This window comes from Clostridia bacterium, from assembly GCA_028698525.1.
In the GTDB taxonomy this organism is placed as follows: domain Bacteria; phylum Bacillota; class Clostridia; order JAQVDB01; family JAQVDB01; genus JAQVDB01.
This window is the reverse complement of record JAQVDB010000054.1, coordinates 1-13192: the sequence shown is the minus strand read 5'-3', so window position 1 is coordinate 13192 and position 13192 is coordinate 1. Positions and strand designations below refer to the sequence as shown.

The window sequence follows — 13192 nt, the reverse complement described above, 5'->3', positions numbered from 1 at the left end:
TTACAAATAGTTTGAAGTGAGTAGTACAGTTATTATATAATATACCAATAGACATTATTTGATAGATACTTTAAACTGTATATAAGCTATCTATGAATAATAAATATATCACACATTTTCAAAGGCTGATTTACAAATATATGAAACGTAAGGAGAGGTAATTATATGCTGAAAGTGAGAAAAAGCATTCTGATTTCATTAGTTATCTTATTGGCTTTGAGCTTTACGGCTTGCAACTTGGTAAAAGTGGATCCTGAAGTGGATAAAAAACTTGTAGTGGCCAAGGTAAATGGCGAAGAGATTTTGAAAGAGGAATATCTAGACCAGTTAGAGGCAAGCAAACAAAATATAAAAAGTCAATATGGTATCGAGGAATTAGATGATGATATGCTGGAAAGTATAAGAGAAGATGTTATCGATGGAATGATAACTAAAATTTTATTATTGCAAAAGGTGAAGGAAAAGAATATCAAGCTGAGTGAGCAAGACAATAAAAATATTGAAGAGTATTTAGAATATATTAAACAAGCATCAGGTGGAGAAGACCAGTTTAAAGAATTGTTGGAAGAACAGGATGTTACAGAAGAGCAGATATTAAATGATTTTAAAGAGAGTGAAAAAATAAACAAATTACTTGATGATTTAACTAAGGATATCGATGCATCAGAAAAGGAAATGAAAGATTTTTATGATGAGAATAAAGAAACACTTTTCAAGCAATCTGAACAATGGGAGACAAGGCATATATTGATAGCTTTGCCTTGGATTGTCGATGACGAAAAACAAGAGCCGGAAAGTGAGGAAGAAAAAAATAAGGAGTATGATAAGATAAAACCTAAAGCGGAAGAAGTCTTGAAAAAGGTAAAAGCAGGTGAGGACTTTGCTGAGTTAGCTAAACAGTATTCAGATGATACTTCCAAAGATGATGGTGGGTTGTTGCCGCCATTTTCCACAGGCCAATTTGTGCCGGAATTCGAAGAAGCAACAAAACAATTGAAAGTTGGACAGACCTCTGACTTGGTTAAGACGGTGAATGGATATCATATAATAAAATTGGAAAAGACTATTCCTGAAAAGGTCAGTTCATATGAAGAAAAAGAACAAGAGATTAAAACATATGTAATTGAACAGAAAAAGAACGAATTGATAAGCAAAACTCTAGAGGATTGGAAGAAGAAGGCGGATATAAAGAGATATAAGAGAAACTATTAACTGCCTTTAACCTCCTTAAACTGTAAAAAATTGCATTTATAGAAAAATTACCTTGTATGAATAAAAGTTGTATGCGAGTTAAATAATATAAGTGTGAGGATGGTTTTGTAAATAAATACAGAATAAGGAGGGATACACGTGAAGGCAACAGGAATAGTAAGAAGAATAGACGATTTAGGTAGGGTCGTAATCCCTAAGGAGATACGCAGGACACTGCGCATAAGGGAAGGTGCTCCTCTAGAGATATTTACTGATTCAGAAGGAGAAGTAATATTAAAAAAATATTCGCCTATCGGTGAATTAGGAGAGTTCGCTTCTGAATACACTGAATCGTTGCATGAAGCAATAGGGCATATTGTTTGCGTAACTGATAGGGATTCAGTAATTGCCGTGTCTGGTGCTCCAACTAAGGAATATTTGGGTAAAAAAATAAGCTCAGATATGGAAAAAGTTATGAGAGATAAAGAAAATATAGTGTATAATGAAGATACAGCAGGCAATTATTGTAGAATATATCAAGATGAGCAAGAGAATAAAAAGTACTCTTCGCAAGTCATAGTGCCTATTACTTCTCAAGGTGATACGATAGGTTCGTTCATAATCGCTAGCAAAGAAGCCGGCGTAAAAATGGGTGAGACGGAAATCAAATTGGCACAAACAGCTGCTGGATTTTTAGGGAGGCAGATGGAGCAATAGATTGCCGATTAGACTTTTTTGATGATAAACCTTCTAGAAACTCTAGACAACAGAGAATTGTATAGAGTTTCTTTTTGTTTTATAGTTAAAATAGTAAGTAATATTTGTCAAAACAACATCTAGGGGGTGGAATGGTATGCAAAAAATCATAAATGTGATAGGATTAGGACCAGGGAATTATGAGTATATTACTTTAGGAGCATTGAATTTAATTAAGAAATACAGCAATATATATGCTAGGACTGAATTTAATCCTTGTATAGATTACATTAAATCCTTGGGCATAGAGATACAATCATTCGATAGGATATATGAGCAGAGTGACAGCTTTGAAGATGTATATTCCGCTATTACAAATAGCCTTATTCAGTCGGTTGAGCATGAACAGGACATACTTTATGCCGTACCCGGTAATCCATCAGCTAATGATTTAAGTGTGAGATTTTTGATAAAAAAATGTGATGAACTAAACATAGAATTAAATATTTTAACTGGCGTAAGCTATGTAGATGCTATCTTAAATTTTGTTGAATGGGATATGGATAGGCCTGTCAAGGCATTGGATCCGGGACAATTGAATTCAAGACATATTGACACATCAGAGCAAATAATTATAGGACCTATATATGACAGATTTATTGCTTCAGAAACAAAAATTGCATTGATAGATATTTATGGATATGATTTTGATGTTCAACTAGTTGATCTGAGCGGGGATTCACCCATCAAAAGATCTATCAAATTGGAGTATATCGATAGAGAAAAGGGGTCCCATGCTGCATACATATTTGTTCCATGTGTAAAATTTAAAAAGCTTAAGAGCTTTAATTTTGATGACCTATTGGATATAATGGATATATTGAGAGGCCCGAAGGGTTGTCCATGGGATAGGGAACAGACATATAAGTCACTTAAAAAATGCACTCTAGAAGAGGTCTATGAGGTTTTTGATGCCATAGATAGTGGGGATGCTGACAGGATTTGCGATGAACTAGGGGATTTGCTTTTTCAGATAGTATTTTATGCACGTATTGCAAAGGAGCATCAACACTTTGATATGAATGATGTGATAACAGCCGTATCTAAAAAGATGATTGAAAGGCATACTCATATATTCGGTAGTGAAACGGCAGAAACCCCTGGCCAGGTTGTTGAAAATTGGGAGAAGAATAAAAAGAAAAAGAAGGGCCAATTAAGCTATACTCAGGTGATGCAAGATATACCCAGAAATTTCCCGGCGCTTTTAAGGAGTTATAAAGTGCAGCAGAAGGCATCATTAGTTGGATTTGATTGGGATAAGGTGGATGATGCATTAGATAAGATTGAAGAAGAAATTAATGAATTGAAAAATGTATATTTCAGTGAAAATATTGGTAAAATAAAAGAAGAATTAGGTGACCTATTGTTTGCTGTTGTAAATGTTGCAAGGTTTTTCTCTATACAGCCTGAATTTGCGCTGAATGATGCCACAGATAAATTTATTAAAAGATTTGAGTATATAGAGCAGCAAAGCAGTAATAAAGGTAAAAAATTAGAGACCATGACTTTAGAAGAGATGGACAAGTTATGGGATCAAGCTAAAAAGTTAGAAGAGAAATAACATAGAAATAAAAAAAAAATAAAAAAATATCGTAGAAATGCAGGAATTCGGGAAATAATAGAGAATATGCTATATTGAGCAATTTATTAGAGGAGGTAATTATTTATGAATAAAGCTGATTTAATTTCAAGTATGGCAGAAAAAAGTGGCTTGACCAAAAAAGATGCTGAGAAGGCTCTAAACGCTTTTACAGAAAGTGTAACAGAGGCTTTGGTGGCAAGAGACAAAGTTCAGTTGGTCGGCTTTGGTACTTTTGAAACCAGAGAGAGGTCTGAAAGGAAAGGAAGAAACCCACAAACCAGAGAGACAATAATAATACCAGCTACAACTGCTCCTGTTTTTAAAGCTGGGAAAGCATTAAAAGACAGTGTGAATAAGTAGTACATAGAAAAGTCAGGTTTAATAGCCTGACTTTTTAATATTGAATTTAAATTTGAGGTGAATTATAGTATGAGGTTAGATAAGTTTTTGAAGAATTCCAGGATAATTAAAAGGCGTACAATAGCTAATCAGGCATGTGAAAAGGGAAGAGTGAAAATAAATGGTAATATAGCTAAACCTGCTACCCAGCTAAAAGAAGGGGATGTGATCGAGATTCAGTTTGGGGAAAATACAGCTAAATATAAGGTGTTGCAGCTGAGTGACCATGTAAAAAAAGAGGATGCCCCCAAAATGTATAGTCAGATATAATTTAAAAATTCCCTCCATTACTACTAAAATTTATTTTTTTTCAAATACTATGTATATGGATGATGAAACTTTTAAAGTTTTGTTGTCTATGGATGTGCAAATAAGGAATGGGAGGGATTTGTTTGTATAAAAGATCTATACAGCGTCTAGTTTGTTTAACTATGGTGGTATTGGTGGTACTGGCATTTGCCGGGTGTAGGAAAGAGGAGCCCAGGAAGCCTTTGCCATCGATACCTGAAAAGGATAAAACTCATCATGTTAAGATACCTGATAGCATAAGTATAGGCGACAACAAAGAACCTGCATTAAAAGTATACATAGAGCAAGAAAAACAAATAAAAGACATTAAGTTTGAAGACTATATTGCCGGTGTAGTAGCAGGAGAAATGAAAAATGATTGGCCGGAAGAGGCTTTAGCTGCTCAAGCTATAATAGCTAGAAGTTATGTAATGAATTTTATTGAGACCAAGGGAGGTTCACGGTATAAGGGTGCACATATCTCCACGGACATAGAAGAGGCACAGGCATGGAATAGTTCAGCTATAAATGAAAGGGTAAGAAAAGCGGTAAAGAATACCAGAGGGATGGTTATAGTGTACGGAGACGGGTTTGCAAAGACTTGGTTTCATGCGCATTCAGGGGGGAGAACAGCTACAGCTAAAGAAGGGCTTGCCTACAAAGAGCCGGAGCCCCCGTATATTCAAGTTGTGGATTCACCAGATTCTCGGGAGGCGCCAAAGAATGATGTAGGATGGACTGCCATGTTCACAAAGCAGGAATTGCTAAAGGCAATGGCTGACACCGGGAGGGAAATAGAGGATTTCCAAAAGATATCTATAGGTCAAAAAGGTCCTTCAGGGAGGGCTGTTACTATAATGGTGGATGATATACAAGTATCTGCCCCTGAGTTAAGGTTGGCCTTGGGAAGCACGAAGATGAAATCTACACTGCTGGATAAATTATCTGTTGAAGGGGATAAGGTGAAAATTAGCGGCAGAGGATATGGCCATGGTGTGGGTATGTCCCAATGGGGTGCCTATAGTATGGCAAAGCAAGGCAAGAGTGCTCAAGATATAATACGGCATTACTATAAAAATATAGATATCATAAAACTTTGGGAATAAAGAGGATAGAAAATTATCCTCTTTTTTTATGGAATAATGCCGTAGGTAGAAGCATATGTATAGATAAAGCACCCATATTTAAACTAGGTATCTGCACTATCCTTAGGGATAATTTGTTTTTAGGGGGGATATGATTTGAGAGAGATGGAAGACAAACGCGTAGCAAATACATCTAAAACACAAAATGTTTATATACAAAACAGGACAAGGATGACAGTTACAGGGATAGAGGATGTAGACAGTTTTAATGAAGAAAGTGTTATTTTGTTCACCAGTTATGGGATTTTAACTATAGTAGGCCAGGACTTACATATAAATAAATTAAATATTGAAGAAGGCGAACTGATAATACAAGGCAAAATAATTGGAGTAAATTACAGCGATGCTGAAGACCTGAAAGCAAGGAGTACAGGTTTTTTAGGGAAGATGTTTAAATAAAAGATATGATGCAGGACAAGCATTCAGGTAGATATACAGGGAGGAATAATTTTGGGATTGTCTGTTTCCAATCAAATAACTGTTTTTTTATACACTATATATGGTGGGGTGTTGATAGGATTAATTTATGATTTATATAAGGTATTTAGAATATATAGAAAACCTGGCAAGATAGCTACCGGAATAATGGATTTGTTTTTCTGGATTATCGTTGCACTGATTGCTTTTAATATTTTGTTTAAAAGTAATTATGGAGAATTAAGGGGATATGCTTTTTTAGGATTTATTTTAGGATGTTTGATATATGTAAAATTATGCAGCAAGTATATAGTGAACTTTTTAATATTAGTAGTAAAAAAAATGAGAAAATCAGCAGCTATAATATACAAGGTATTAATATTCCCTTTTGATGTGTTGAGTAAAGCTATTAAGGGAGGCGGAAAATGGCTGTATTCTAGAATTCCTTTTCTAAAGAAGATAAATCTTGCAACCAACTACATAAAGGGTCTGTTCAAACAAAAAAATGATAAATAAAAGAAGGATATATATTATTTATGTAGAAGAATTGTATAATAGAAGGAATAATACAAAAGAAGAGGTGGTTGAACAAATGGCAGCTAGGAAGAGAAGAACTCGCCTGCCTTTAATCATATTTTTAATAGTTTGTGTTTATTTTACTACTTTGTGTTATAAACAACATTTGAGGATTCAACAAACCAATGTTAAAGCAGAAGAGGTTAAAAACCGGATAGAGCAAGTCAAAAAGACCAATCAAGAGCTTGAAAAGGATGTAGAGTTTTCAAAAACAGATGAATATATTGAAAAAATTGCTAGAGAGAAATTAGGACTCGTGAAACCCGGAGAAACCATCTACATAAGAAAACAAAAGGGCGAAAGTAATTGACATTGCAGCATATGTAATATATAATTAATTCGAATTTAATAATATATTTTGAAGGAGGAATACCATTACATGCCAGTTGAGGTTGGTAGTATTGTCCAGGGTACAGTGACTGGCATCACTGACTTTGGTGCTTTTATTGATTTGCCAGAAGGCCAGAGAGGTTTGGTACACATCTCTGAAGTATCTGATGACTATGTCAAAGATATCAGAAATTATCTTAAGGAAAATCAAAAAATAAAGGTCAAGGTACTTTCAGTCAGTTCTGACGGAAAGATAAGTTTATCCATTAGAAAGGTAAAGCCTAAAAGGAGCAGCACGGCCCCTAAAGAAATCGATTGGGGAAGTAATGATGACAATCCAGGAATGTCTTTTGAGGACAGATTATCAAAGTTTCTCAAGGACAGTGACGAAAAACTGCAGTCCATAAGGAAAAACGCTGAAGCAAAGCGTGGAGGCGGTGGGTATAGAAGAAACAATTATCATATTTAATCTTTTTGATATATCAAGCATTCCTGTACTTTGGAATGCTTTTTGAATGAGGGATGTTATGTGTTCAAGATATGCTGCAATTGATATAGGGACTAATTCGATACGCTTGCTTGTTTGTAAGGTTTGTGGTGATGAGATTTTTGCTATAGATAAACAGATAATTTCAACCAGGTTAGGGCAGGATGTTGCTAATACGGGTTTACTTCAAGAACATGCTATTGATAGGACAGCCGAAGGTTTAAGAAAGTTCACACGTGAAATACAAAAGTTTGGAGCAGATCGCGTCTTCTGCATTGCAACCAGCGCAGTGAGGGATGCAAAAAATAGAGATGTTTTTTTAAAGAGGGTCAAGGATAGCTTGGGGTTGGATATACAAGTCATACAAGGAGATGAAGAGGCCAGACTTTCTTTTTATGGAGTATTGGCAGGCAGTGATATATCAGGGAGTTCCATCGTGATCGATGTAGGAGGAGGAAGTACTGAGATAATATGCTCTACAGATGGAAAATTTGATGAAAAGATAAGTATAGATATCGGTGCGGTCAGACTCAAGGATAGATTTAAGGATATGCAAGAGGCGGACGAGTATATACTGTATAATATGGAGAAGATGGGCAATAATTTAAAGCACATGTCTCCTGATAATTGTATCGGTGTTGGCGGCACAATAACCAGCCTTGCAGCTATTGATCTTGGGTTAAAGGTTTATGACAGGAATAAGGTTCATGGATATGGCATGAAGTTAAAAGATATTTATGATATTTATCACCATTTATCTTCAATGACTTATGGAAGCAGGAAAAAGGTTCCGGGGCTTCAACCGGAGAGAGCGGATATAATATTGACAGGGACTTTGATTTTAGTTAAAATTATGGAGTATATAGGTGTTGATAATATTTATGTCAGCGATTTTGATAGTCTTGAAGGCATAATATATAGCAAAAGTATTAAAAAAACATAAAAAGGTGTTGACTTAAAAAAATATTTATTATAGAATATATCTTGTCGTCGTTGAATTTGCTAAATCATTCTGCAAATAAATTGATTATGACGAAAGGCGTATGACAATGACGCGGGGTGGAGCAGTCTGGTAGCTCGTCGGGCTCATAACCCGGAGGTCGCAGGTTCAAATCCTGTCCCCGCAACCAATCTAAGATATTTATTGTGGCGGCGTAGCTCAGTTGGCTAGAGCATGCGGTTCATACCCGCAGTGTCAGCGGTTCAAATCCGTTCGCCGCTACCATATTTTTGTGGCCCCTTGGTCAAGTGGTTAAGACATCGCCCTTTCACGGCGGTATCAGGGGTTCGAGTCCCCTAGGGGTCACCATATATATGGGCGCATAGCTCAGCTGGGAGAGCACCTGCCTTACAAGCAGGGGGTCATAGGTTCGAGCCCTATTGCGCCCACCAAAAAATAAGTGAGTATTGATAATCAATACTCACTTATTTTTTTGTTGCTATTTGTCACAATTTTCTTTTACACTGCTTACCTAAGCTGACAAAAATTTCAGGCCCGCTTTGATATAATTTCAGTTACTCAATAAACTTCAGGTGGTGCTTTTTGAATGAACAATTTACATACTATGTATTCATCCAGGACAAGCACTCGTATAAAATATGCAAACTTGTTAAAGTATAATATGCCTGTGTACCTGCTTGCGTTTATTATGGGACGGGCTGTAATACTGAATGGACTCATTCCTTTTGGTTTGGCCTTTTTTGCAGCAGTTCTAATAAATAACAAAAATTTGCGTTTAGCAGGCTTGTTTACAATTATAGGATATATCACAGTATATAAACAGACTGCGATAGTCAGGTATTTATTGAGTATAATACTTTTTTATATATTCTACTCAATTATCTGTAAAAAAGACGGTAATAATAAATTTAAGGTTGCTGTTATAGGTTTTTTAAGCAATTTCGTATCCGGATGGATTTATATTTTACGGACAGGGTTTTTGCTATATGACGTAATGCTTGTATTATGTGAGTCTGCTATAATTTTTTTAATGGTATATATATTGAGCACCGGCCTATCTTTTATCTTTGAAAACAAAAAAAGAAATATAATTTCAAATGAAGAAATGATAAGTATATCAATTATATTTTCTATATCTATTACCGGTATATTTGATTATTATATTTGGGGATATTCAGTAAAAAATATATTTAGTTTGCTAGTTGTATTAATTTTTGCTTATTTGGGAGGTAGCGGCACCGGGGCTTCAATTGCTATAACTGTTGCTTTGATTTTGACACTTTCCTCAGATGCTCCTGCATATATAATAGGGATTTTAGGGTTTTGCGGTATGTTATCAGGACTCATGAGGCGATTAGGTAGAATAGGTATAATATTTTCTTTTTTGATTGCAAATGTTGTGCTTGCTTTTTGCATAAGTAGAACTACAGGGATTTATTTTAGGTTTGGAGAGCTAATAGCTGCATCATCGTTATTTATTTTAGTGCCAGGGAAAATATTAGATAACATTAGAAGCTATATAGATAAAACTGCATATAAAGCTAGAGAGCAAAAGGAATATGGGTTTAAGCTCAAAGAGATAGCCATCAGCAGGCTAAATGAATTTTCTGAAGTGTTTAAGGAGCTTTCAGCTACATTTTCTCATATAGAACAATCATCTAGAATACTGGATAAGCAGAAGATAACTGAATTGTTCAGCATGTTGGCTGAAAAAACATGTGACAATTGTCCTCTTTATAAAAGCTGCTGGGATAAGGATTTTTATGCAACTTATCAAAATATGTTTGAGATGCTCGCAACTTTGGAATCAGAAGGAAGTGTCAATATAGATAGAATTCCTCAGAACATAAGGAAAAAGTGTTTGAGGCTAGAGAGAATAATAAATGAAATAAACAATGTATATGAAATATATAAAATCAATTATAAATGGCAGAAAAAAATAGATGAAAGCAGGAACTTGATATCTTGTCAGCTGAAGGGTATTTCCCAAGTGGTTGAAAGACTGGCTTCCGAACTGGATGTCGATATAAAATTTAATTCTGATATAGAAGATGATATACATGTAGCATTAGACCTTGTAGGGATCCATGTGGAGGATGTGGTGGTAGTTGAGAATAACGAGAAGAGATTTGAGGTGGATATAGTCACTAAACATATTATGTCATTAGAACAGATAAAAAAAGCTGAAAGGATTATTTCAGATATTATGGGAAGAAACTATTTAAGCCTTCCCAAAACATGTATTAGGCAAAATAAAAGCAGATGCTATTTGAGACTTATCGAATCAGAAAATTATCAGGTTACTGTAGGTGTTGCTTCAGTAACCAAGGATAATGAAAAGATATCAGGAGATAGTCACTCTTTTATGCCTATCAAAGGCGGAAACTACCTTTTGGCGATTAGTGATGGGATGGGTAGCGGTATTAAAGCCCATGAGGAGAGTGTACATACAATTTCTTTAATAGAGCAGTTTTTGAAGGCAGGATTTGAAAAACGAATAGCTATAAAAACTATCAATTCTGTGCTCATATTAAGAAAGAAAGATGAGATTTTTTCTACAGGGGATATATGCATTATAGATTTGTTTAACGGGAATATAGAGTTTTTAAAAATAGGTGCTGCTGCAAGTTATATAAAGCGAAAAAATAGTGTTCAGATGATAAAGTCCGATACCTTGCCTATAGGTATATTAAATGATATAGATGTTAAGCTCAATAGAACTAAAGTTAAACATGGAGACTATATCATCATGGTGACAGACGGTGTGATAGAATCTGCGCTAGAACAGGAGAATAAGGAAGACTGGTTGTTGCATCAGATACAATGTATGGAAACAAAGAATCCCCAGGAAATGGCTGAAACGTTGCTTGATATAGCAAAGAAAAACTATGACGGGGTGATAAAAGATGATATTACTGTATTGGTGGCTAGAATATGGAGAAACGTATAAATTATTGGCAAGGACATTATTTAGAAAGTTAGATTTTTAGTTTTATATATTGTATAATAGCTATAAAAAGGGCAAAATTTATACAAATTCCCATTGATCTTAAAGGATGGTTTGCTAATTATGATGGAACAGGTTAAACGTACAATTGAAAGATACAGCATGCTAGAAACTGGAGACAGGGTGATAGTTGCTGTTTCAGGAGGAGCGGACTCTCTGAGTTTGCTTCATTTATTTTTAAGGCTAAAATCGGAATATTCATTGAAGATTTTTGTAGCACATGTGGACCATATGACCAGGGGCGGAGGATCAACTGAAGATGCTAAATTTGTAGGCGGTCTGTGTAAAGAGTGGGGTATACCTTTGTATATTAAGGAAGCGGATATGGAACAATATGCTATACTTAACTCACTATCCGAAGAAGAAGCAGGCAGGGAAATAAGATATAAATTTTTTTATGATTTAAAGCAAAAACTTGATGCAGACAGAATTGCGATAGCCCATAATAAGAATGATCAAGCTGAAACTGTTATAATGAGAATGTTAAGGGGGACTGGAATCAAGGGGCTTGTAGGCATTGAACCAGTGCGTCAGCCGGGTATTATAAGGCCTTTGATAGATGTTGATAGGGATGAAATAGAGAAATATTGTAGCGAAAACGGATTGAATTATAGAAGGGATTATACCAATTATCAAAGGTTATATACCCGCAATAAGATAAGACTGGAATTAATGCCCTATATAGAAAAGGAGTTTAATCCCAATATTGTGGATACTCTTGCCAGGCTATCTCAAACATTGCGTGAAGAAGATCAATATATTGAGCAGCAAACTTTCAAGGTGTTTACGCAGATAGCTCAGGTGAATTCCCAGCAGACCTGTGTGGAGATAGATATATTTGAATTTAAAAAACAGCATGTTGCTGTTAAAAAAAGGTTGATAAGGTGGGCGATAAAGAGATTAAAAGGGCATCTTATGGGTATAAACTATATACATATAGAAGATGCAATACAGCTTGCCCGATCGTCTCAATCAGGGAAGAGAATAGATTTGCCAGGCGGTATATCTATCAGCAGATCGTTCAACAAGTTGGTGATCGGTAAGGCACAATGCTATATGGGTGGAGTTAAAGATTTTGAATACCATTTAGTCATCCCAGGCAGTACGTATATAAACGAAATACATGGAGAGGTTGTTGCAAATATTATCAATAAGTCTGATTTTATAGAGAATAGAAAGAATAGTTATAAAGCAGCACTTGATTTGGATAAGCTCAGTAGAGAGAAATATATTGTTATGAGGAACAGAAGGCCTGGAGACTATATTTTGTTTGATGGGATGAAGGGGAAAAAGAAGATAAAAAAATATTTTATTGAAAAGAAGATTCCGGCATATCAAAGAGCAAATATACCGATGCTGGCATCGGGGAATCAAATAATTTGGATTCCGGGGAAAGTTATCAATAAGGATTTTAAGGTTGACACTAACACAATAAAAATATTAGTATTAGAATATAATAACAAATAAAATAAGCGCAATAAATTTATTGGGAGGACAGACATGGAAGAAGATTTAAAAAACGTACTTATTTCAGAGCAACAGTTAAAGAAAAAGGTAGAAGAGTTAGGCAAAAAAATATCTAAAGATTATCATGGGAGAGAATTGATTCTGGTAGGTATATTGAAAGGAGCTGTCATGTTTTATGCAGACCTTGCCAGATGTATAGACATGCCTTTAGTTATGGATTTTATGGTTGTATCCAGCTATGGCAACGGTACAGAATCATCTGGAGCGGTGAGGATACTCAAAGATTTGGAAACAAGCATTGAAGGTAAACATGTGCTTATCATTGAGGATATAGTTGATACGGGATTGACCCTCCATTATCTTAAAGAGAATTTATTGGCTAGAGGGCCGGCCAGTGTCAAGATATGTTCATTTTTGGATAAACCGGACAGGAGAGAGATACCTGTAGAGATAGATTATAAGGGGTTTGAAATATCCGATGAGTTTGTCGTTGGATATGGGTTGGATTATGCTGAAAAATACAGAAACCTTCCCTATATATCTGTATTGAAGCCAGAGGTGTATGAATAAAATCTATTGGAATGGT

14 protein-coding genes and 4 tRNA genes are annotated in these 13192 nt (G+C 35.3%); all 18 read left to right on the top strand.

What is annotated here, in order from left to right; genetic code table 11:
- Nucleotides 1–165: 165 nt before the first annotated feature.
- The 18 genes from PHP06_08515 (at nucleotide 166) to hpt (ending at nucleotide 13176) form a co-directional block, all read left to right on the top strand.
- Nucleotides 166–1212, top strand: coding sequence for a peptidylprolyl isomerase (locus PHP06_08515; protein MDD3840599.1), 1047 nt, complete (start codon nucleotides 166–168; stop codon nucleotides 1210–1212).
- A 138-nt stretch (nucleotides 1213–1350) separates the two neighbouring features.
- Nucleotides 1351–1908: a stage V sporulation protein T gene (gene spoVT / locus PHP06_08510; protein MDD3840598.1), complete on the top strand. Its 558-nt coding sequence runs from the start codon at nucleotides 1351–1353 to the stop codon at nucleotides 1906–1908.
- Between the two features lie 136 nt (nucleotides 1909–2044).
- A complete protein-coding gene (mazG, locus tag PHP06_08505) occupies nucleotides 2045–3508 on the top strand; it encodes a nucleoside triphosphate pyrophosphohydrolase (GenBank protein ID MDD3840597.1) in 1464 nt (487 codons plus the stop codon).
- A gap of 105 nt (nucleotides 3509–3613) precedes the next feature.
- Nucleotides 3614–3889 carry an HU family DNA-binding protein gene (locus PHP06_08500; protein MDD3840596.1) on the top strand — a complete coding sequence of 92 codons (276 nt, stop codon included), beginning with the start codon at nucleotides 3614–3616 and terminating at the stop codon, nucleotides 3887–3889.
- Between the two features lie 69 nt (nucleotides 3890–3958).
- Nucleotides 3959–4198, top strand: a complete 240-nt coding sequence (locus PHP06_08495; GenBank protein MDD3840595.1) for an RNA-binding S4 domain-containing protein — start codon at nucleotides 3959–3961, stop codon at nucleotides 4196–4198.
- A 122-nt stretch (nucleotides 4199–4320) separates the two neighbouring features.
- Nucleotides 4321–5322: a SpoIID/LytB domain-containing protein gene (locus PHP06_08490; protein ID MDD3840594.1), complete on the top strand. Its 1002-nt coding sequence runs from the start codon at nucleotides 4321–4323 to the stop codon at nucleotides 5320–5322.
- A 144-nt stretch (nucleotides 5323–5466) separates the two neighbouring features.
- Nucleotides 5467–5760 carry a sporulation protein YabP gene (gene yabP / locus PHP06_08485; protein MDD3840593.1) on the top strand — a complete coding sequence of 98 codons (294 nt, stop codon included), beginning with the start codon at nucleotides 5467–5469 and terminating at the stop codon, nucleotides 5758–5760.
- Between the two features lie 51 nt (nucleotides 5761–5811).
- Nucleotides 5812–6294, top strand: a complete 483-nt coding sequence (gene yabQ, locus PHP06_08480; protein MDD3840592.1) for a spore cortex biosynthesis protein YabQ — start codon at nucleotides 5812–5814, stop codon at nucleotides 6292–6294.
- Nucleotides 6295–6370: 76 nt separating this feature from the next.
- Nucleotides 6371–6664, top strand: coding sequence for a septum formation initiator family protein (locus PHP06_08475; protein ID MDD3840591.1), 294 nt, complete (start codon nucleotides 6371–6373; stop codon nucleotides 6662–6664).
- Between the two features lie 69 nt (nucleotides 6665–6733).
- On the top strand, nucleotides 6734–7153 hold the full coding sequence (locus PHP06_08470; protein ID MDD3840590.1) for a S1 domain-containing RNA-binding protein: 420 nt from the start codon (nucleotides 6734–6736) through the stop codon (nucleotides 7151–7153).
- Between the two features lie 58 nt (nucleotides 7154–7211).
- Nucleotides 7212–8114 (top strand): Ppx/GppA phosphatase family protein, encoded by a 903-nt coding sequence (locus tag PHP06_08465; protein ID MDD3840589.1) that lies wholly within the window; start codon nucleotides 7212–7214, stop codon nucleotides 8112–8114.
- Between the two features lie 110 nt (nucleotides 8115–8224).
- Nucleotides 8225–8301 (top strand) — tRNA-Met (locus tag PHP06_08460).
- A gap of 18 nt (nucleotides 8302–8319) precedes the next feature.
- Nucleotides 8320–8396: transfer RNA gene (locus PHP06_08455), tRNA-Met, on the top strand.
- Between the two features lie 9 nt (nucleotides 8397–8405).
- Nucleotides 8406–8480, top strand: a tRNA-Glu gene (locus PHP06_08450).
- A gap of 7 nt (nucleotides 8481–8487) precedes the next feature.
- A tRNA-Val gene (locus PHP06_08445) sits at nucleotides 8488–8563 on the top strand.
- A 155-nt stretch (nucleotides 8564–8718) separates the two neighbouring features.
- Nucleotides 8719–11082, top strand: a complete 2364-nt coding sequence (spoIIE, locus tag PHP06_08440; GenBank protein ID MDD3840588.1) for a stage II sporulation protein E — start codon at nucleotides 8719–8721, stop codon at nucleotides 11080–11082.
- Between the two features lie 120 nt (nucleotides 11083–11202).
- Nucleotides 11203–12606 (top strand): tRNA lysidine(34) synthetase TilS, encoded by a 1404-nt coding sequence (tilS, locus tag PHP06_08435; GenBank protein ID MDD3840587.1) that lies wholly within the window; start codon nucleotides 11203–11205, stop codon nucleotides 12604–12606.
- Nucleotides 12607–12639: 33 nt separating this feature from the next.
- Nucleotides 12640–13176: a hypoxanthine phosphoribosyltransferase gene (gene hpt / locus PHP06_08430; GenBank protein ID MDD3840586.1), complete on the top strand. Its 537-nt coding sequence runs from the start codon at nucleotides 12640–12642 to the stop codon at nucleotides 13174–13176.
- Nucleotides 13177–13192 lie beyond the last annotated feature (16 nt).